Source organism: Intrasporangium sp., assembly GCF_030452765.1.
GTDB lineage: Bacteria > Actinomycetota > Actinomycetes > Actinomycetales > Dermatophilaceae > Intrasporangium_A.
This window is the reverse complement of sequence record NZ_JAKDLO010000080.1, coordinates 1-19,769: the sequence shown is the minus strand read 5'-3', so window position 1 is coordinate 19,769 and position 19,769 is coordinate 1. Positions and strand designations below refer to the sequence as shown.

At 69.1% G+C, this 19,769-nt stretch carries 21 protein-coding genes and 1 pseudogene; 7 read left to right on the top strand and 15 right to left on the bottom strand.

What is annotated here, in order from left to right; all coding sequences use genetic code 11:
- Positions 1-67 precede the first annotated feature (67 nt).
- Positions 68-370 carry a methionine aminopeptidase gene (locus tag L0H79_RS11660; protein WP_367652463.1) on the bottom strand — a complete coding sequence of 101 codons (303 nt, stop codon included), beginning with the start codon at positions 368-370 and terminating at the stop codon, positions 68-70.
- A 13-nt stretch (positions 371-383) separates the two neighbouring features.
- Between L0H79_RS11660 and map the strand changes: the two genes are divergently transcribed.
- Together map and ppgK are read left to right on the top strand one after the other, a co-directional pair.
- Positions 384-1,247, top strand: coding sequence for a type I methionyl aminopeptidase (gene map, locus L0H79_RS11655; protein ID WP_301484774.1), 864 nt, complete (start codon positions 384-386; stop codon positions 1,245-1,247).
- A gap of 36 nt (positions 1,248-1,283) precedes the next feature.
- Positions 1,284-2,054 (top strand): polyphosphate--glucose phosphotransferase, encoded by a 771-nt coding sequence (ppgK, locus tag L0H79_RS11650; protein WP_301484773.1) that lies wholly within the window; start codon positions 1,284-1,286, stop codon positions 2,052-2,054.
- A gap of 2 nt (positions 2,055-2,056) precedes the next feature.
- On the opposite strand, the gene L0H79_RS11645 is transcribed toward ppgK, so the two are convergent.
- The 11 genes from L0H79_RS11645 to L0H79_RS11595 form a co-directional block, all read right to left on the bottom strand.
- Positions 2,057-3,625: a hypothetical protein gene (locus L0H79_RS11645; RefSeq protein ID WP_301484772.1), complete on the bottom strand. Its 1,569-nt coding sequence runs from the start codon at positions 3,623-3,625 to the stop codon at positions 2,057-2,059.
- Positions 3,601-4,392 (bottom strand): ABC transporter ATP-binding protein, encoded by a 792-nt coding sequence (locus tag L0H79_RS11640; RefSeq protein ID WP_301484771.1) that lies wholly within the window; start codon positions 4,390-4,392, stop codon positions 3,601-3,603. Before L0H79_RS11640 ends, L0H79_RS11645 begins: the two co-directional genes overlap by 25 nt.
- A 61-nt stretch (positions 4,393-4,453) precedes the next feature.
- The gene (locus tag L0H79_RS11635; RefSeq protein WP_301484770.1) at positions 4,454-5,107 is read right to left on the bottom strand and encodes an MBL fold metallo-hydrolase; all 654 of its coding nucleotides are present in this window, start codon (positions 5,105-5,107) and stop codon (positions 4,454-4,456) included.
- A 156-nt stretch (positions 5,108-5,263) separates the two neighbouring features.
- On the bottom strand, positions 5,264-6,904 hold the full coding sequence (locus L0H79_RS11630) for an ABC transporter substrate-binding protein (RefSeq protein ID WP_301484769.1): 1,641 nt from the start codon (positions 6,902-6,904) through the stop codon (positions 5,264-5,266).
- A gap of 59 nt (positions 6,905-6,963) precedes the next feature.
- A complete protein-coding gene (locus tag L0H79_RS11625; protein ID WP_301484768.1) occupies positions 6,964-7,980 on the bottom strand; it encodes an ABC transporter ATP-binding protein in 1,017 nt (338 codons plus the stop codon).
- Positions 7,955-8,959: an ABC transporter ATP-binding protein gene (locus tag L0H79_RS11620; protein WP_301484767.1), complete on the bottom strand. Its 1,005-nt coding sequence runs from the start codon at positions 8,957-8,959 to the stop codon at positions 7,955-7,957. Before L0H79_RS11620 ends, L0H79_RS11625 begins: the two co-directional genes overlap by 26 nt.
- Positions 8,959-9,873, bottom strand: coding sequence for an ABC transporter permease (locus tag L0H79_RS11615; RefSeq protein WP_301484766.1), 915 nt, complete (start codon positions 9,871-9,873; stop codon positions 8,959-8,961). The genes L0H79_RS11620 and L0H79_RS11615 overlap by 1 nt, the downstream gene beginning before the upstream one ends.
- Entirely contained in the window at positions 9,866-10,792 is a 927-nt protein-coding gene (locus tag L0H79_RS11610) for an ABC transporter permease (protein ID WP_301484765.1), read from the bottom strand. The genes L0H79_RS11615 and L0H79_RS11610 overlap by 8 nt, the downstream gene beginning before the upstream one ends.
- A complete protein-coding gene (locus L0H79_RS11605; RefSeq protein WP_301484775.1) occupies positions 10,785-11,984 on the bottom strand; it encodes a Gfo/Idh/MocA family protein in 1,200 nt (399 codons plus the stop codon). The genes L0H79_RS11610 and L0H79_RS11605 overlap by 8 nt, the downstream gene beginning before the upstream one ends.
- Before the next feature lie 5 nt (positions 11,985-11,989).
- Complete coding sequence (locus L0H79_RS11600) at positions 11,990-13,177, bottom strand: ROK family transcriptional regulator (protein WP_301484764.1); 1,188 nt, start codon at positions 13,175-13,177, stop codon at positions 11,990-11,992.
- Positions 13,178-13,336: 159 nt separating this feature from the next.
- Positions 13,337-14,218: a LysR family transcriptional regulator gene (locus L0H79_RS11595; protein WP_301484763.1), complete on the bottom strand. Its 882-nt coding sequence runs from the start codon at positions 14,216-14,218 to the stop codon at positions 13,337-13,339.
- Between the two features lie 107 nt (positions 14,219-14,325).
- On the opposite strand from L0H79_RS11595, the gene gabT reads away from it, so the two are divergent.
- Positions 14,326-15,669, top strand: a complete 1,344-nt coding sequence (gabT, locus tag L0H79_RS11590) for a 4-aminobutyrate--2-oxoglutarate transaminase (protein WP_301484762.1) — start codon at positions 14,326-14,328, stop codon at positions 15,667-15,669.
- Between the two features lie 201 nt (positions 15,670-15,870).
- Here gabT and L0H79_RS11585 read toward each other — a convergent pair whose 3' ends face one another.
- Together L0H79_RS11585 and L0H79_RS11580 are read right to left on the bottom strand one after the other, a co-directional pair.
- Positions 15,871-16,257: a PIN domain-containing protein gene (locus tag L0H79_RS11585; protein ID WP_301484761.1), complete on the bottom strand. Its 387-nt coding sequence runs from the start codon at positions 16,255-16,257 to the stop codon at positions 15,871-15,873.
- Positions 16,254-16,523, bottom strand: a complete 270-nt coding sequence (locus L0H79_RS11580; protein WP_301484760.1) for a hypothetical protein — start codon at positions 16,521-16,523, stop codon at positions 16,254-16,256. Before L0H79_RS11580 ends, L0H79_RS11585 begins: the two co-directional genes overlap by 4 nt.
- 115 nt (positions 16,524-16,638) lie before the next feature.
- Here L0H79_RS11580 and L0H79_RS11575 point away from each other — a divergent pair, with 115 nt between their 5' ends.
- The 4 genes and pseudogenes from L0H79_RS11575 (at position 16,639) to L0H79_RS11560 (ending at position 18,053) form a co-directional block, all read left to right on the top strand.
- Positions 16,639-17,112, top strand: a complete 474-nt coding sequence (locus tag L0H79_RS11575) for a type II toxin-antitoxin system PemK/MazF family toxin (protein WP_301484759.1) — start codon at positions 16,639-16,641, stop codon at positions 17,110-17,112.
- Positions 17,113-17,166: 54 nt separating this feature from the next.
- Positions 17,167-17,358 (top strand): annotated as a pseudogene (locus L0H79_RS11570) (AbrB/MazE/SpoVT family DNA-binding domain-containing protein); the annotation flags it as partial.
- A gap of 3 nt (positions 17,359-17,361) precedes the next feature.
- A complete protein-coding gene (locus L0H79_RS11565; protein WP_301484777.1) occupies positions 17,362-17,574 on the top strand; it encodes a hypothetical protein in 213 nt (70 codons plus the stop codon).
- Positions 17,571-18,053: a PIN domain-containing protein gene (locus L0H79_RS11560; protein WP_301484758.1), complete on the top strand. Its 483-nt coding sequence runs from the start codon at positions 17,571-17,573 to the stop codon at positions 18,051-18,053. Before L0H79_RS11565 ends, L0H79_RS11560 begins: the two co-directional genes overlap by 4 nt.
- A 544-nt stretch (positions 18,054-18,597) precedes the next feature.
- On the opposite strand, the gene L0H79_RS11555 is transcribed toward L0H79_RS11560, so the two are convergent.
- Positions 18,598-19,467 carry a hypothetical protein gene (locus tag L0H79_RS11555; RefSeq protein WP_301484757.1) on the bottom strand — a complete coding sequence of 290 codons (870 nt, stop codon included), beginning with the start codon at positions 19,465-19,467 and terminating at the stop codon, positions 18,598-18,600.
- Positions 19,468-19,769 lie beyond the last annotated feature (302 nt).

Sequence of the window (19,769 nt, the reverse complement as noted above, 5' to 3'; positions counted from 1 at the left end):
ATCCTTTACCTTTGCGACCCTTCGTCCGTTACGAGCACGTGCGCGTGCCGCGCCACCTCACACCCGCTCAGTCAGAGCCCTGGTTCTCGTCGTCGGACCACCCGGGCGAGGCACCCTTGCCGTTCCACTCCCGGTCCTGCTCGTCCCACGCCTGCGTGCGGGCCTTCGCGGTCTGCAGCGCCTTGCGTGCCTCGGCCTCGCTGTCATACGGCCCGAGCACGACCTCGCCCCGGCTCCTCGTCTCGTCGGTCTGGATCTCACCCGTCTTGACGTTGTACCAGTACTTCATCGGTCGATGTCCCTTCGCGCCGGGGGTCAGGTGCGTCGCATCGGGCGCCTCGGTCCCAGCAGGCACGCGAACCGGCCGCACTAAACTCCACCGTATGCCGGTTCGCTTCGAAAATGTCTCCCCCCACACCGTCACCTCGCGGCGAACCGTCCCTGCCCACATCGCCCGGCCGCACTATGTCGACGTGACCCGCTTCCGGGAGGACGGCGACATCCTCGTCAAGGACGCCGAGACCATCGAGAAGATGCGCGATGCCGGCCGGATCGCGGCGGGGACCATGGCTGCCGCCGCCGCGCACATCGCACCGGGCGTCACGACCGACGAGCTCGACCGGGTCGCGCACGAGTACCTGCTCGACCACCGCGCCTACCCGTCCCCGCTGGGCTACAAGGGCTTCCCCAAGTCCGTGTGCACGAGCGTCAACGAGGTGATCTGCCACGGCATCCCCGACCTGCGCCCCCTCGAGGAGGGCGACATCGTCAACATCGACGTGACCGCCTTCATCCACGGCGTGCACGGCGACACCGACGCCACCTACCTCGTCGGCGATGTCGAGCAGGACTCTCGCCTGCTCGTCGAGCGGACCCACGAGGCGATGATGCGCGGCATCCGGGCGGCCCGTCCCGGCCGGCAGCTCAACGTCATCGGCCGCGTCATCGAGAGCTACGCGAAGCGCTTCGGCTACGGCGTCGTGCGCGACTTCACCGGCCACGGCATCGGGCTCGAGTTCCACTCGGGTGTAGTCGTCCCGCACTACGACGCGGCCCCGGGCTACGACCTCGTCATGGAGCCCGGCATGACGTTCACGATCGAGCCGATGCTCAACCTCGGCACCCACGAGTGGGAGATGTGGGACGACGGATGGACGGTCGTGACGAAGGACCGGCGCTGGTCCGCGCAGTTCGAGCACACCATCGTCGTCACCGAGGAGGGCAACGAGATCCTGACGCTCCCGTAGTCTCTGCACGCAGAGACGCGAAACGGAAGGATCACCATGGGCAGACAGGGCACCCCGCTCGGCATCGACGTCGGCGGCAGCGGCATCAAGGGAGCGCCGGTCGACCTGGCGCAGGGAGCACTGGCCGACAAGCGGGTGAAGATCCCCACGCCCCGCCCGGCCACTCCCGATGCGGTGGCCGAGGTCATCGACCAGCTCGTCGACATCTTCGCCGAGCAGACCGGTGACTCCCCGATCGGAGTGACGCTGCCGGCCATCGTCCTGCGGGGCCGGGTCCGGTCGGCCGCCAACATCGACCCGTCGTGGGTCGACACGGACGCCGAGGAGCTCATCAAGCGGCATACCGGCCGTGCGGTCACCGTTCTCAACGACGCCGACGCGGCGGGGCTCGCCGAGCTGCACTACGGCGCAGCGCAGGGCGAGCACGGGCTCATCATCCTGACCACGCTCGGCACCGGTATCGGCTCGGCCCTGATCTACGACGGTGTGCTCGTGCCGAACTCCGAGCTCGGGCACCTCGAGATCGACGGCTACGACGCCGAGAAGCGCGCGGCCTCCTCCGCCAAGGACCGCGAGGACCTCTCGTGGGACGAGTACGTCGACCGGCTGCAGCGCTACTACTCGAGACTCGAGCTGCTGTTCTCCCCCGACCTGATCGTCGTCGGGGGCGGCATCTCGAAGGACGCCGACCAGTTCCTGCCACGTCTGAAGCTTCACGCCCCGATCGTCCCCGCGCAGCTGCGCAACCAGGCCGGCATCATCGGTGCCGCACGGCGAGCCGTCGACCTCGCGACCGCGAAGGGCTGAGCTCAGTCGCGCACGAGGGCGCTGAGCAGCTCCGGGGCGCGCCGGTCGTAGATCCGCCCGCCGACGCGGACGCCGAGCACGAGCACGCCGGCACCGAGCAGTATGCCGCCCACCGCGGTCGGCCAGAGTGCCCACTCCCGTCCCCACCACGTCAGCAGCGCGAGGACGATGACCGGGGAGGCGAGCAGCGCCGTGCCGAGGCTCGAGATCGTCTGGGAGAGCAGCCGCGCGCCCTGCCCGCCGGGAGGGGTCGTCAGGGGGTTCTCCCCCGGCTTGGGGACGGGGTAGGGCATGACGACGCTGATGACCGACGAGATGCCGTAGCCGACACCGGCGAGCGCGAGGCAGAGCCCGACCATCGCTGCGAGCAGGTCGAGCCGGTGGGCGAGCCACGCGCCGACGATGCAGTAGAGGGGTATCAGGACCGCGGCGAGGACCAGGCTCGGGACGATCCGTGCCGCACGGTCGACCCGTCCCGGGGTGCCTGCGGCCACGTGCATCCAGAACGCCGTCGACTCGTAGGCGACCGAGTTGTGCTCGCTCCACCCCAGCAGGAAGGCGATGAGCGGCCCCATGAGCAGGAACGACCACTCCTGCCCGCCCATGATGGCCGGGACGAGCAGGAGCAGGGGGACCAGCGGTGCCATGAGCAGGCCGATCTGGTAGCGCGGGTCGCGCTGCCAGTAGGTGGCGATCTGGGCGGCGACGGCCCCCGTCTGGGTGTCCGGGAACCGGGCCAGCAGGCCGAGACCGCGATGCGCCCTGCCCGCATCCGGGGAGCCGACGACGGTGGGGTCCTCGACCTGACGGCGCAGGGCGCCTTGCCACAGCACGCCGAGCGCGCCGAGGAAGGCCAGGCCGAGGACGAGCCGGAGCAGCCCGGTGCCGACCTGCCCGACGGCGATGTCGGCAGGCGCGGCCCAGATCCAACCGAACGGTGTCCAGCCCGCGATCGTCCCGATCGTCGGCATGATCGTCGCGAAGCGCTCGACGGTGCTGCCGGCCAGCGCGAGCCCCGGCCCGAGCGCGACGACGACGAGCAGCCCCAGGATCGCCGTGAGGTCGCGGCCACGGCGGCTCGACATGGCGCTGCTCGCGCGCGCGGAGACCCAGCGGCTGAGCGTCACGCAGGTGAGCAGTCCGGCGGCCGCCGCGGCGACCGCGACGACCGTGGCGAGGACCGAGACCGACCAGGTGACGAGGGTGCCCGCGATGACGACCGCGCAGGCGAGCGCCGGCAGTCCGAACAGGCCCGCCAGGACGAGCCCGACGGCGAGCTGCCGGTAGGGAACCGCGAACGTCGCGAAGCGCGCGGGGTCGAGGGTCGGGTCGGTCCCGAACGTCAGCAGCGGAAGCAGCCCCCAGGCGAGCACGAGCAGGGCACCGCCGAGCGGCACGTAGAGCCGAGCGTCCGGAAGCTCGGTGCGCAGGGCCGCCACCCCGACCCCGAGCATGATCACGACGGCCCCGAAGTAGACCACGCCGAGAATGGCGCCGATCGCCTGGGCTCGGCTGCGGCGGAAGATGTTCCGCAGCAGTGTCAGCTTCAGTCGGACGAGGTGCGCAACCACTCGAGCCCCTCCACCTCGGTCGCCCCGCCGACGAGGTCGACGAAGCGCTCCTCGAGCGACTGTCCGGCGCGAACCTCGTCCACTGTGCCGGTGGCCAGGACCTCGCCACGAGCGAGCACCGCGACGTGGCTGCAGGTCCGTTCGACGAGGTCCATGACGTGGCTCGAGAGGATGACGGTGCCTCCGACCGAGATGAAGTCGGCGAGGATCCGCCGGATCGTCGTGGCCGACACGGGGTCGACGGCCTCGAACGGCTCGTCGAGCACCAGCACCCGTGGCCCGTGCACGAGGGCCGAGGCCAGGGTGACCTTCTTGCTCATGCCCGCCGAGTAGTCGACGACGAGCTTGTCGCGGGCTTCCTCGAGCCCGAGGGCCCGGATGAGCTCGGCGGCTCGCTCGGCGGCCACCTCGCGCGTCAGGCCACGCAGCAGGCCCGCGTACGTCACGAGCTGCAGGCCGGTGAGCCGGTCGAAGATCCGCAGGCCGTCGGGCAGGATGCCGAGCAGCCGCTTCGCCGCGACGGGGTCCGCCCACACGTCGTGGCCCAGCACGACGGCCGTGCCGGCGTCGGGGCGCAGCAGGCCGGTCATCATCGACAGGGTCGTCGTCTTGCCGGCTCCGTTGGGCCCGACGAGCCCGAAGAACGAGCCGCGCGGCACGTCCAGGTCGATCCCCGCGACGGCGATGACCTCGCCGAAGCGCCTGCCCAGCCCGCGCACGGCGATCGCGGGGCCTCCGGCCGCCTCGCCCGAGGGCGGTGGCAGCATCGACAGATCCGTCATCTCTCCCCCGTTGCGATCAGCTCAGCCGTCTGCGACAGCTCCGCGCTCAGAACGTACCCGACTCCCCGTCGCGCAGGTACCGCAGGGTCAGGCCCTCGACCCCGGCGAAGCTCTCGACGTGCCCGGCGTACGTCGCCTTGCCCTGCTCCGACAGGAGCGCGTCGTGGATCGGCACGAAGGACTTCGGTGCGATGCGGGCCACGAACGCGATCGAGTCTCGAACGGCGCACCACGGCGCGTTGAGCGGATGGGCCAGGACGTCGACGCGGCCGGGCTGCGCGTCATACGCGTCGCCGGGGTGGAAGAGCGTGGGCTCCCCCGCGGCACGCAGCACGTAGCCCATGTTCGGGATCTGGGGGGCCTGGTCGTGGTTGAAGGCGTGCTGCTCGCCCACCGGCGAGATCCGCACGTCACCGACCCCGAAGTCGTCACCCTGACGGGTAGCCACGACCGAGGGCCCTTCCCCGGCAAGCTCTTCCGCCGTGAGTGCGTCGACGTGGACGCTTGCCCTCGGGTTCGACCGGATGAGCGCGGGTGCCCGATCGGGGTCGAAGTGGTCGGGGTGGTGGTGCGTGACGAGGATCGCGTCGAGGTCGACCAGGTGCTCGAACCCGGCCGAGAAGCTGCCCGGGTCGATGAGGATGCGCCGGTCGGCGGCCTCGACGAGCAGGCACGCGTGTCCGAGGTGGGTCAGTCGCATGCCTCTCAACGTAACGCGTCGGCTGAAACCCGACCGACCCCGACCGACTGATATGCCCACACCCGCGCCACCCAGGATGTACCTGGGAGGCGCGGGTGCCGGTGGCGGTCTCCGTGCGAGGTGCGCAGCGACCGGGTGCCCGGTGTGCCCGGTGGGTCAGTCCTTGATCGTGCAGGTGATCGCGGTGCGGTAGATCTGCATGTCGCCACCGGCCGAGTGCGGGGTCACACACTCGTTGTGGGCGATGTACATCACCTGGTAGTAGAGCGGCTGGATGACCTGGTCCTTGAGGATCGAGTCCTCCGCGGCCTGCCAGTGCTTGTTGGCTTCCTCCGTGCTCGTGGCGGCCCAGGCCTTGGCGACCTCGTCGGACGCGGTGGCGTTCTTGTACTTCAGCCGGTAGTTCGCGTCGACCATGATCGAGGCGATCCACTCCGAGGCGGACGGGAACGACGAACCCCAGAGCGTGATCGCGGGGCCCTCGAGGCGGTACTCGTTGATCGAGTCGCCGAGCTCCGCCGCCGGGGTGGGTCGAGGCTCGACGTCGAGACCGATCTTCTTGGCCTCGTTGGAGATCGCCAGCGCGGTCGCGGCGTCGGTGGTGTTGCCGGCCGAGTACAGGACCGGGATGCTGCCGGTGAACCCGGCGGCCTTGATCTTCGCCTTGGCCCCCTCGGGGTCGAACTGGCACGTGGCCCCACAGGCGTCAGCGCGGTAGGCGCTCACGGAGTCCGGCATGAGTGAGCCGGCGGCCTTGCTCGATCCGAGGAAGAGGTTCTTGGAGATCGCCTCCCGGTTGGTGATCATCGAGAAGGCCTCGCGGACCTCCTTCGGGAACTTGGCGTCGAGGTAGGTCGGCCAGAGGATGTAGGTCTCGAGCGTGTTGCTCTTGATCGCGGTCAGCCCCTTGTCGCCCAACGCGTTCTTGGCCTGGGCGGCCAAGCCCGGGGGCAGGCTGCGCAGCACGTCGGTGTTGCCGGCGACGACGTCCTGGTAGGCGGTGTTGGTGTCGGTGAACACCTTGAAGATGAGGGTCTTCGCAGCACCCTCCGGCACCCAGCCCTTGTACTTGGGGTCGAGGGTGAGGACGGCCTCGACCTTCGGGTCGAGCTTGCTCAGCAGGTACGGGCCGTTGCCGACCGGCTTGCGGTCGTAGGCGGTCGGGTCCTTGAAGGCGCTCCCGGGCATGGGACAGAACGGCAGTGTGGCCAGCAGGTACGGCACGTCGTTGTACGGCTTGTTCATCGTCAGCGTGAACGTCTTGTCGTCGACGATCTTGAGGCCTGACAGCTTGTCGGAGGAGGGCTTGGCCTTCGGGTCCGCGGGGTTGAGGGCGTCATACCCCTGGATGTCGATGTAGGCGTAGTTGCTCGGCATGGCGTTCTTGCCGAGCGCGATGAAGTTGAAGGTGTCGACCCACGTCTTCGCAGTGATGGGGGTGCCGTCCGAGAAGGTCCGCCCGTCCGCGAGCTTGATCGTCCACGTCTTCTGGTCCGTGCTCTGCACCGACGCGGCACCGCGCATGAACACCTTGCCTGCCTCGTCGATGCCGGTCAGCGGCTCACAGAGCGCCATGGCCACCTGGCTGCCGGGGTTCTGGGCGCCGGTGATCCGCTCGATCGAGCGGCTGGGCGAGCTGGCCGTGCTGATCACGGAGGTCACGGTGCTGGAGTGGGTACCGCCACCGCCACCACCGCCGCCGTCGGCGGCCTGGGGTGTGTTCTGCCCGTTGAGCGAGCAGGCGGACAACGCCAGGATGGCGGCTGCCCCGGCGACGAGCATTCGGGTCTTTTTCACGTTGGGATCTTTCTCATGGAGGGGGTAGGGCGTGGAAAGGGAATCGTTGTGTGGCGTGCTCAGACGACGCTGTAGGGCTGTCCGACCCGCGACCGGCTGACCTCCTCGGCCAGATGACACGTCGCGCGGTGTCCGTCGCCGAGGTCGGCCGCCTTGGGCACGACGGTGGAGCACATCTCGATGGCGGCGTAGCAGCGGGTGTGGAACGGGCACCCCGCGGGCGGGTTGATGGGTGAGGGGGGGTCACCCTCGAGCACCACCCGGTCGATCCGGTAGCCGGGCGCGGGCTTCTTCGGGATCGCCGAGAGCAGGGCCCGCGTGTAGGGGTGCCCGGCCGACTCGTACACCGCGTCGCACGGCCCCTGCTCGACGATCTTGCCGAGGTACATCGTCACGATGCGGTCGGACATGTGCTGCACGACATCGAGGTCGTGGGCGATGAAGACGATGGCCAGGCCGAGCTCCGTCTTGAGCTGGTTCAGCAGGTTGAGCACCTGGGCGCGGACCGACACGTCCAGGGCGCTGACCGGCTCGTCGCATACGAGCACCTCCGGCTCGACGCCCAGCGCCTGGGCGATGCCCACCCGCTGGAGCTGGCCACCGGAGAACTCGTGGGGATACCGCCAGGCATGGACCGGAAGGAGCCCGACCTGACGCAGCAGCTGCTGCACCCGGTCACCCACCGCGTCAGCTGCCACCAAGTCGTGCGCCAGGACGCCTTCGGCAATGGACTGTCCCACCGTCCGGCGGGGGTCGAGCGAGGCGAACGGGTCCTGGAAGATGAGCTGGATGCTGCGGTGGAAGGCCTTGCGCTCGGTCCCCTTGAGGGTGGACACGTCGGTGCCTTTCCAGCGCACGGCGCCTTGCTTGGGGTCCTCGATGCCGACGATCATCCGGGCCAGGGTCGACTTCCCGCAGCCCGACTCGCCGACCACACCGAGCGTCTCGCCGGCGTTGATGTCCAGCGTGACTCCGCTGACCGCCTGAACCAGCCCGGCCGGCCCACGCGAGAAGATCGATCCCTTGGGTCGGTAGGTCTGGTGAACGTCGTCAAGCAAGAGCAGTGGCGTCGTCATGGCGAGCCACCTCCTTCCAGTGGTGGCAGGCCACCTCTCGTCCGGGCAGGCCGGCGACCACCGCCGGCTTGGTCTCCCGGCACAGGTCCGTCGCGAAGCTGCACCGTGGATGGAAGCTGCATCCCTTCGGCCGGTTGCTCAGCTGCGGGGGCAGCCCGGGAATGGTCGGCAGGTCCTTGGCGCGATGCTCGGGGCCGGGGACCGAGCTGAGCAGGCCGAGGGTGTACGGATGAGCGGGTCGCTGCATGAGCTCTGTCATCGGCGCACGCTCGACTGCCGAGCCCGCATACATGACCAGCGCCTCGTCCGCGACCTGGCCCGCGACGCCGAGGTCGTGCGTGATGAGCATGAGGGCCATGCCGCGCTCGGTCCGCAGCTCCTGGAGCAGGTCCAGGATCTGGGCTTGGACCGTCACGTCGAGCGCGGTCGTCGGCTCGTCGGCGATCAACAGCTGCGGGTCGAGGGCCAGCGCCATGGCGATCATGACCCGCTGCCGCATCCCTCCGGAGAATTGGAAGGGGTAGTCCTTGGCTCGGTTCTTGGCGTCGGGGATGCGGACGGCGCGCATCATCTCCACGGCCTTGGCCTGAGCCTCGCGACGGTTGTCGCCCCGGTGGATGCGGTACATCTCGGCGATCTGCGCGCCCACCGGCACCACCGGGTTCAGCGAGGTGAGGGCGTCCTGGAACACCATCGCCATCTTCTCGCCCCGCACCGTCCGCAGCCGCCGGGGTGAGAGAGTCAGCAGGTCCTCCCCCTCCAGGAGCACCTGCCCGGACGTGATCCGGGCGGCCGGGTGGGGCAGAATGCCCATGATCGCCTTGGCGGTCACGCTCTTGCCAGAGCCGGACTCGCCGAGCACGGCCAGGGCCTCACCGTGCCCGATCGTCAAGGACAGGTCGTCGATGGCGGTGAGGTGGCCCTCGGCTGAGCGGAACTGCACGCTCAGTCCACGTACTTCCAGCAGGTTCTGCGACATCAGCTGCTCCTCGGGTCCAGGGCGTCACGGAGGTTCTCGCCGAGCACGACGAAGGCGAGGGTGGTCAGGGCGAGCATCAGCGCCGGGAACAGCATGAGCAGCGGGGCGATCTGCCAGTTGCCGTCGGAGCTCGCCGCGGCGATCTGCAGACCCCAGGAGAAGGCGGGCAGCTTGATGCCGACACCGAGGATCGAGAAGCCGGCCTCGGCCGTCATCCCGGCACCGACGCTCAGCGTCGACATGACGATCAGCGGGGTGATCGCGTTGGGCAGGACGTGCCGCGAGAGGATGCGCAGCCGGCCCACCCCCAGGATGCGCGCCGCCTGGACGTACTCGAGCTGTTTGACCTGCAGCACGGTCCCGCGCAGGTATCGCATCGTGCCCGCCCAGGTGAACAGCACGAGGACGAAGACGATGGTGCCGACACCTCGAGACTTGAACTGGTAGAGGATGACGAGGCTGGCGATCATGACGGGCACGCCCAGCACGATGTCCGCGGCCCGCGAGATCACCGTGTCGATGAGGCCGCCGTAGTAGCCCGCGAGGGATCCGGCCACGAGGGCGATCACGAAGGTCAGCCCAGCCACCAGCACGCCCACGAGCATCGAGGTGCGCGCGCCGTAGACGACGTTGCTGAAGTAGTCGCAGCCCTGCATGTCGAACCCGAAGGGGTGACCGGGGCTCGGCCCGAGGCGTGAGAGGGACAGGTCGCAGTCGCGTGGGTCGATGTCGGTGAACAGCTGCGGCACGATCGCCATGACGGACACGACGACGATGATGAGCAACGCCATCGCGAGGAAGGGGCGTCGCCAGCTCGACAGGAGCAGAGCCTCCACGCGACCTCGTCGACGACGGGTGCCCTCCGCGGTGGGTCGAACCTCGACGGCAGCGGCGGTCTCGGATTCCTCAAGCATGACGCACCCTCGGGTCGATGAGTGGGTAGAGCAGGTCGACGATCAGTGAGCTCAACAGGAAGAACAGCAACAGGAAGACCGAGACGCCGACCACGACCGGCCCCTGCTGGAGCGTGATCGCATCCGACAGGGTGCCGCCGAGTCCTGGCAGGTTGAAGATCGTCTCGATCAGCACCGAGCCGCCGAGCAGGCTGGCCAGGCTGAGGCCGAGGTAGGTCACCACCGGCAGGAAGGCGTTGCGCAGCGCATGCCGCCACACCACCCTGCCGGGTGAGGCGCCCTTGGCGTGCGCCGTGACGATGAAGTCGGCGCGCATCACGTCGACCAGGCTGGTGCGGGTGAGCCGCGCCAGGGGCGAGGCCGTCTCGAGAGCGAGCACCATGGCGGGCATGACGAACGCGATCGGGAAGCCTTGCCGGACGCCGGAGATGGGCAGCCAGTGCAGCTTGATGCCGAAGACGTACTGCGCCAGGTAGGCGATGATGAAGCCCGGGACGGCCAGGAAGAAGATGGTGAAGAAGAGGTTGAACTTGTCGGGGGCGCGGCCCTCCCGCAGCCCGGCCCAGACCCCGATGAGCACCCCGATCACGAGCTTGAGGCAGAACGCGGACAGGGCCAGCGCCATCGTGTACGGGAAGGCGGACGCGATCAGGTCGGTCACCGAGTTGTTGTTGAAGTCGAAGCCGAAGTCGCCGTGCAACACGTTGCCGAGCCACTTGAAGTACTGCACCAGGAACGGGTCGTCGAGGTTGTACTGCTCGCGGATCGCCCGGATGCTCGACTCGGACAGGCGCTTGTCCCCCGCGAGGGCCAGGACCGGGTCACCGGGCACGAGAAAGACGAGCAGGAAGACGAGGAACGTCGACCCGATGAGCGTCGGGATCATCAGCAGGATCCGACGCGTGGCATACCTAAGCATGTGCTGTCTCCCGCCTCTGGTGGCTGCGGTAGTAGTCGGCCAGCTCGTCGCGCACCTGTGGCACCAGCTGCGGCATGGAGCCCGAACGCAGTGACCGGGTAGCGGCCACGGCAGCCGCAACCGCGTCGCGGGCGCCCAGCGGGGAGGTGTCCGTGGACGCGCCGTCGCGGGCGAAGCGGACGAACTCGGCCACCGTCAGGGCATCGGCGTCGTTGTGTCCCCGAGCGTCTCCGACGATGGGGTACTGGACGTGCCCCTGCTCGAGGTACCCGCTGCGCCGGTTCCACACCCGCACCTCGCCGCCCTCGCCGTCGCCGAAGTTCTCGAGCCGGCCCTCCGTGCCGATGACGGTGTAGCTGCGCCAGTAGTCAGGTGTGAAGTGGCACTGCTGGTAGCTGGCGAGCACCCCGCTGTCGAGTCGCATCGTCATCATCGAGATGTCCTCGACGTCGATGACGGGGTTGAGGTCGGTCTGCTCCAGGGGCGGCCAGTTGTCGAGCGAGTACCAGTCCCACATCCGCCGGTCGGAGTTGTCCCTGCGGGACTGAACCCGCCCGTAGACCATCAGGTCGCCCATCGCGACCACCTCACGGGTCGAGGAGCCGGCGAGCCAGTGCATGACGTCGATGTCGTGGGCGCCCTTCTGCAGCAGCAGCCCGCCCTGGTGGCTCCGGTCCGCGTGCCAGTCCTTGAAGTAGAAGTCGCCGCCGGCGCCGACGAAGTGGCGACACCAGATCGCCTGGACCTGCCCGATCTCGCCTCGATCGATGATCTGCTTCATCAGCCGGACGACGTGCATGTGACGCATGTTGTGACCGACGTAGAGCCTGGCGTCGCAGCGGTAGGCCGTCTCGAGCAGGTCGTCGGCGTCCTCCGTGGTGATGGCCAGGGGCTTCTCGACGTAGACGGCGACGCCCGCCTCGAGCAGGGGTGTCGCGACGGCGTGGTGGGTGTCGTCGGGGCTGGCGATGATGACCCCGTCAAGGTCGGGATGGTGCGCGAGCAGCGCCGGCACGTCCTCGTAGCGGGGAAGCTCGCGACCGAACAGCTCGGCGGCCCGACGCGTCGCCGCGGGGTCGGGGTCGACGGTCGCGACCAAGGTGGCTCCCGCGCTCTCGACGTGTCGGGCGAGCCCGGCCCGGGCCCCCACTCCTACCAGTGCGACAGTGAAGGTCTTGGGAATGATGGTCATGGTCGTCACGTGGTGCTCCTGGGGGGTGTGGAGGTGGTCGAGCCATGAGTGCCGAGGCGAAGTTTGGGTGCTGGCACCCCGGATGTGACATAGATCTCGTTTGAGAACATTGTGAAGGCCTGGTGCAACGCGCCCAGTGCCACTGCGCCGGGCCCGAGCGTGCTTGCGGTGATCTGCACATCCAGGGCGAAGCCGCTCGCGAAGCCACCGACCGACCGGGCAAGGCGCGGGGCGATCAGGTCCGCGTACGAGCCCAGCTGGCCGCCGAGCACGACCACGTCAGGGTCCACCGCCAGCACGAGCGCGGCGATACCTGGGGTCATGGCGTCGACCAGGTGGGTGAGTGCGGTGGTGCCGGCTTCATGGCTGGTGTCATGGCGGAGCTGGTCGAGCTCGGCGCTGATCACCGCGGCGGCCTCCAACATGTCGCCGGGCGGCATCTGGATCTCGCGGAAGGAGTTGAGCAGGCCGACCTCCCCGGCTTGGTGGTGCCTTCCGCGCAGCACCTCGCCGTCGATGGTGATCCGCGCCGAGACGTGGTGCCAGGTCAGGGCGTAGACACCGCAGTGAGCACCGGCAAGGGACCCGAGCTGCGCTTCGGCCGTCGCGGCCAGGGCCAGGTCGTTGTCGACGAGAACCGGCACGTGGAGCAACCGCGTGAGCTGCTCGCCGAGGTTCACGTCGCGCCAGCCCCGAACCGTCGGCGAGGCGGTCAGCACCCCCTTCTCGTCGACCAGACCACCGACACCCAGCCCGACGGCCCGGACGTCGGCCATCGTCTGGCCGATCCCCTCCAGCGCCTCTCGGACGAGGTCCGCGACGGGGGCCAGGTCAGGGTCGGCGTCGCTCGGCGAGGGCCGTCCGCGCCCGGCCGACGTGAGCACTCGGCCGGACAGGTCCGAGACGAGGACGACTGCTTCGGCCCTGGACAGGTCGAGCCCGACGACCAATCCCCGATCGGGGCGGAACGAGTATGCCCGAGCGGGTCGGCCGCCGTGTTCTCCCACCTGGACCCGACGGGTGTCGAGCCGTACCAGCCCGGTCGGCTTGAGCTGCGCCAACGCCGCCTCGACCGTCGGCCGCGAAAGACCCGTTTCCACGGCAAGGTCGGTGACCGTGGCGTGGCCTCGGTCGCGCACCGCCGCAAGGGCGGCGGCCCGGGTCGGGCTGGCCTGCGTGGGCGCCTGGCTCATTCGATGCCTCTCGCGTCGATCCGGCGACGGTGCCGGAAGTTCCGAAAGGTGTTTCGGAACTGATTGCGTAACTGTCGGGGGTGGCGGAACCGGGCGTCAAGTGCTGTCCACATGGTGAGACGTCGGTCGGGCAGCCAGCCTCCTCACCGGTTCGGTGACTCACGAACCGGTCGAGTACCGCTCCTGGCAGAACGAGGTGAGCCGCCCGGCCAGGCCTGAGATCGTCGAGGCGCCGGGGTGCCGTGGCTCCCATGCCGCGTAGAGGCTGATCGTCAGGTCCCCGTCGGCAGTGCTGATCCGCAACGCCCGCAGGCCGAAGCGCGGGTCGTCGGAGACGACGGCGACGCCGCGCCCTGCGGCAGCGATGGCCTGGGCCACCTCGGCGGAGTCGAGCTCGCGCAGCACCCGCAGAGTGAGTCCCACCCGCGCCACCGCGTCGTCGAGCGCCCGGCGCGGGTGGTAGTCGCTCGTGAGGACGAGCAGGTCCGCCTCGGCCAGTTCGCTGAGCGGGACGTCTCCTCGGCTGCCCCACGGGTGGGTCACCGGCACATACGCCCACACGGGCAGCTGCGCGATCGGCATACCCTCCAGGCGGCGCGGCGGCGCGGTCGTGCCGATGGCCAGGTCGGCCCCCCGGTCCAGCGCCTGGTAGACCGCGTCGGGCAGCTCCTCCCAGACGTCCGGCATCGGGTCGCCGTCCCGGAAGGTCGCGAGGAACGGCGCGATCACATCGGTGAGCGTGGTGCCCGGCGCAGCGATCGTGACCGTCTGCATCCGGCCGCTCCCGATGGTGCCGGCCACCGCCCGCGCCCGATCGGCCCTCACGACGAGGTCACGGGCCAGCGGCAGGAACTGCCGGCCCGCCGCGCTGAGCCGCAGCCGACCTCCGTCCCGCACGAACAGCTCGAGGCCCAGGTCACGCTCGAGCCCGCGTAGCTGACGCGACAGCGAGGGCTGCGCCACTCGCACCACGGCGGCGGCCGCCGTGATCGACCCCTCGTCCGCGACGGCGAGCAGGTACCTCAGGGTCCGCAGCTCCACGTCATACCTCCTAGGCATGATCGAGGTAACAAGCGAGTATTGGACAGCATGACAGAGCCGACGCACGCTGGGATGAACACCACCCCCTACGTCCTCAGGAGACCCCCATGAGCGAGCCGCTCGAGCAGCGCCGCATCCTCGCCACCGCCATCCCCGGCCCCCGTTCGCAGGAGCTGGCCGCCCGCAAGACCGCGGCGGTGTCCGCCGGCGTGGGTACCGGGCTGCCGGTCTACGTCGAGCGGGCGCGGGACGGCATCCTGCGCGACGTCGACGGCAACCAGCTGATCGACTTCGGCGCGGGCATCGCCGTCACGACGGTCGGCAACGGCAACCAGCGCATCATCGACGCGGTGACCCGGCAGATCCAGGACTTCACGCACACCTGTTTCATGGTCACGCCCTACGAGGAGTATGTCGCCGTCGCGGAGAAGCTGAACGAGCTGACGCCCGGCGATCACGAGAAGCGCTCGGCGCTGTTCAACTCGGGAGCCGAGGCGGTCGAGAACGCCGTCAAGATCGCCCGCCACGTCACCGGTCGGGAGGCGATCGTGGCCTTCGAGCACGGCTACCACGGCCGCACGAACCTCACGATGGCCATGACGGCCAAGAGCATGCCGTACAAGCACCGGTTCGGGCCGTTCGCCGGCGAGGTCTACCGGGCGCCGATGGCCTACCCCTACCGATGGGCGACCGGGGCCGAGCACTGCCTCGAGGAGGCCTTCGAGGCGCTCACGACGATGGTGCACACCCAGGTCGGCGAGGAGAACACCGCTGCTGTGGTCATCGAGCCGATCCAGGGCGAGGGCGGCTTCGTCACTCCCCCGGACGGCTACCTGGCCCGGGTCGCGGACTGGTGCCGCGAGCACGGCATCCTCTTCATCGCCGACGAGGTGCAGACCGGGTTCGCCCGCACCGGCGACTGGTTCGCGTGCGACCACGACGGCGTCGTGCCTGACCTCATCACCACGGCCAAGGGCATCGCCGGAGGTATGCCGCTCGCCGGGGTCACCGGGCGGGCCGACCTCATGGACGCGGTGCACTCCGGCGGCCTCGGCGGCACCTACGGCGGCAACCCCGTCGCCTGCGCTGCCGCGCTCGCGTCCATCGAGACGATGGAGCGCGACGACCTGCGCACGCGGGCGAAGGCGATCGAAGGCGTCGTCGTGCCCCGGCTGCAGGCCCTCGCCGACCGTCACGGTGTCATCGGCGACATCCGTGGCCGGGGCGCGATGCTGGCCATCGAGCTCGTCTCGGACCTGAAGCACAAGACACCCAACCCCGCCCTCACCGCGGCGGTCAACAACGCCTGCCATGCCGAGGGCCTGGTCACCCTGACCTGCGGCACCTTCGGCAACGTCTTCCGGTTCCTGCCGCCGCTGACGATCGGCGACGCGCTGCTCACCGAGGGCCTCGACATCCTCGACGGGGCGTTCGCCACGGCGCTCGCCTGAGCGCACCCGGACCTGTCCTCGCCGCCCGGCCCGCAGGTCGGGCGGCGAGGCTGACCTCGAGGCCTGTGTGCACGAGGTCGCTGTTCGGCACCGTGACCGACAGTGGCGCGGACGACGTGGTCGGCGGTCCCTCATTCCGCCTGGCATCTGGTTACTCTCGGCCGACCGTGGACTGTTCCTCGGCCTTCTCAGCAGCACGTTTCACCGCACCAGTTCCAGTCCGAGGCCCGTCGCCGCCTCAGCGAGACGGACATCGAACGTCGCGATCCGTGAACCCGTCTGTTGAGCGGTGAGCAGTACGCAGCAGTCGGGCATCTTTGCACTGGTTGTGGCGCGTAGCCGGGCCAAGCGGGGGCCCGCGTCATGGGGCAAAGCGGTGATGCAGACGCCGAGCGCCACCAGATCGGAGGCCATCTGCTGGTCGCGTCCTTCGCGGGCTGCTCGGACCAGTACCTCTGCCTGGTTGATGGGACCGATCGTCAGGTCGTCCTTGCCGATGTTTGCCGCCAACAGTGCTTCCGCCGCCTCGTGGTGTGCGTCGAGAGCGTCGAACAGTGCGATCAGCACCCCAGCATCGAGCGTGATCACTCCGGCCACTCTGCCCGCAGCTCGTCGAGATAGCCAGGCTCGTACATTCCGGTGTAGGAACCGCTGACGCGATGCAGAGCTGCGAGACGGTCGGCGCGCATGTCGGCAACCTGAGGCTCGATGCTCCTGCGCCCCTCCGCGATGAGGCGCCGCAGGAGCAGTCCGGGTCGACCTTGGTCCTGCGGCCAACGGCGGGCAGCAACGACCAGCGCCTCGTGAATGTCGGGCGTCTCGGTTACTGCGTGGCGTGGCCTCGTGGTTGGCACACTGCAAGTGTAACACCGAGATCGGGTGTCACACCTGTTCGTTTTAGGCGTGCAGGCTGGCTGGGCATCGACGACGTGACGCTGGCTGGATCACCCTGAGGCGAACGACCGGTAGTTGGCCACTTTGCGCGCGTGGACGGACTCGGCCAGGCTCGCCTTACACCGCGCCGGCCCGGGCCACCGGCGGCGCTGCGCGGCGTGCCCTCGAGGGCCCGGCGTTCGCGTCACGACGCTGGTCGTTCTGGGCGCTGGCTCGGAGGACTTCACCGGGCAGCTTCTTCGCGGCAGTATCTACGCCGCGAAGCTCGACCACATCCCGACTGAGAAGTACTTCCTCGTCGTGTCGAACAACAGCCGCAACAAGGCACTGGCCAACGTCCTCGCTGTCCGCCTGACCTCCAAACCCAAGCCACCGCTGACGAGCATTGTCGAGATGTCTCCCGGCGACCCGCTGGGCGGTGGTCGCATCGTCTGCGATGACATCGTCGAACTGTGGCCCGATGAGGTGCGGGCTCACAAGGGAACGCTCACGGCCAAGGCGATGCGGAAGGTTGATTCCGGTCTGAAGGCAGCCCTCGGCCTGGCCTGATCGGCGCGGCAGCCATCCGTTGCGCCTTCGACACGACATGGCAGGCAAGGACGAATGGCCATATCGCAGCCTGTATGGCAGACGCTCACTATCTGCCGTATGATGACGTGCATGGCAGCAAGACTCGACATTGACACCAAGCTGAGCAGTGAGGGCCGGGTGGTCATCCCGGCTGCGGTTCGCACCGCTCTTGGCGTTGGGCCCGGTGACCGTGTCAGATTCGTTGTCGAGGATGGGGAGGTCAGGTTGGTGACTGCCAAGTCGCTGCTGTTCGCCGTGTGGGCGAACAACCACGGAGGTGACGCCGGGGACTCGGTTGTCGACGTGCGCCGGTCGCGTCAGGCTGACTCTGCCCGGTCGAGCGCCAAGTGGGACCGGCTCGCTGCCCTCGCGCAGGGGGACGCCCGCAGCGAGGATGAGATCGAGCAGGGTCTCCTCGCCCAGCTCGGGCTCCCCCTGTGAGCACCCCAGTCCCTCGGCCGGCTCCGCCCCGGGTCAAACAGCTGTGTCTGGACTCGTCGGTGGTCTGCACCGTTCTGCTCCAGGAGCGAGGTTGGCAGGCCATCATGAACGCTCTGGCGCGGCCGGAGGTCGACGGCATCCTTCCCGGCCCGGCCCTGACGGAGGCAATATCGGTCGCGCGCCACAAGGGGAACAGGAGCACCCCAACCCACATCGCCCAGGCGCTGGCCACCATGGGGTTGCAGGTGGAACACCCGACCGACGATGACCTGGTTCGCGCCGCCGAGCTCATTGAGATCTCCGACGACAACCCGGGACCGCCGCCACCGCACTCGGGCCGGCATGCGACGTTGTCCCTAGGTGACGCCCTCATCCTCGCCGTGACCGAGCGGCTGGGTTGCATGGTGCTGACCCGCGACGGCTACTGGAAGTGGATGGTCGACGAGGGGCACCTCAGGGTGCAGGTGGCCATCCCGTAGCTGCTGCGGATGTCGACTACCGAGAAGCCTTGCCGAACATCCGGATGTGGCCCAGGTACCACGTTCAACGACGGCGCCGAGGCCCGTCACGCCGCCGCACCCCTACACGAATGCCGTGCGACTGGTGGAGATCGAGCAACGCAGCGAGGAGCGGCTGATCGTCATCGGTCACCGGTGCCGCGTGGCCGGGGGATTTCACCCTCGGCTCCCACAGATCCCGGCCCTCACTCACCCTCACTCCGCCCCGTTGGAAGGTGGGGCGGCCCCTTACTGCCCCGTTACTGCTGGTAAACATTCAGCTGGGGTCCCGGGTGAATGTTTACGACCAGGGGACGCCTTGCGGCGTTACTGACGGAAATGCCCAACATGCGGATCTCGGTACCTGCCCACGCCCGGCACACCTGCCATGTGCACGATCTCCACGAACGACGCCCGCGAGCCGCACGTTGCTTACACCCTGCCCTGCCGGCAGTCCGAGCCGGCCAACTCCTCGCGTCTGGCCTGTAGCGTGGCTCAACACCTGCTCAGATCCTGTCCTCCGCGCCTACACCCCGGGCCAGCGCACGGTGAGCATGACGGACTCCTCGACCGCCTTCCAGGCGTGCACGACTCCGGGTCCCCACATGACGTAGTCGCCGGGTTTGGCCAGTTCGACCTCGCGGTCGGGCAGTCTCTGCACGAACCGACCGGAGATCAGGAACATGATCGAGGTGCGGGTCTCGCCGGTGGTCCACTCGGCGCGTTCCTCGCCGGCCTCGTGGACGCCCCACTTGATCTCGACCCGGGACGAGTTGCGGACGCTGTCGGCGGGCTCGATGAAGTCCCCGACGACCCAGCCGCGGTAGGGGCTGCCGTCCTCGAAGGCGTTGCCTGAGGTGCTGTTCACCTGGTCACTCCGATTCTGCAGCGGGGGTACGGCGGCCCGGCCGGGGGCGAGCTCGGCCAAACGGGTCAGGCCGAGCGCGACGGTGACCAGGCCTTCGTCGGACCAGGTCGGGTCCTGCAGCAGCGCGGCGAGCCCGTCGGTGTCCATGCTCGAGTACCTCCGCAGTCCGGCCGCTTCCCAGTTGCCCTCGATCGTGCCACCGTAGCGACTCCAGAACTGCTCGTCGTGCACGGCCAGCAGCGCGGAGAACTCGTAGTTGCTCGAGATGAGGTTGAACCCGAACCCGGTCTGCTGCAGGTCCCACCGCGGCGAGTCGAGCAGAAGGCGCATCGGCTCGGTCAGCCGGCTCGGGTGCATCGGGTCGGCCAGCGGGTGGCCGAAGCCGAGGTCGACCTCCTCGCGGCCGAACAGCCCCTCCTCGAGCTCGCGCAGCAGGCGCGCCCCGACCGACACCTCACCGGCCGCGTCGTTGTTCGGCTGGTGGAAGCACTTCGGGATGCCCGCCAGCCGACCGGCGGCGTTGACCACGTGCGGGCTTGTCGGCGGTGGATGTGGCCCGAGTCGGACGAACGGACCGACCCGTCGTGGATCTGGTGCGCGGTCCTGCTGCGGACCATGTGCTGACCTCGGCCGCTCCCCGTCACGATCCCCAGGTCATCAGACCACTGAAAGTGGATGAGTCGGCCTGTACGCCGGGTTCTGTCCCTCGCCCCCGTTGCCGGTGACGCGGTGGCGGCCATCCATCTCGACCGGCCATTGCTGACCGGCTCCAGCACCCTACCCGCGCACTCGACCGGGCCGGTCTCGAGCGTGCGCTGTCTGGGCTTGCT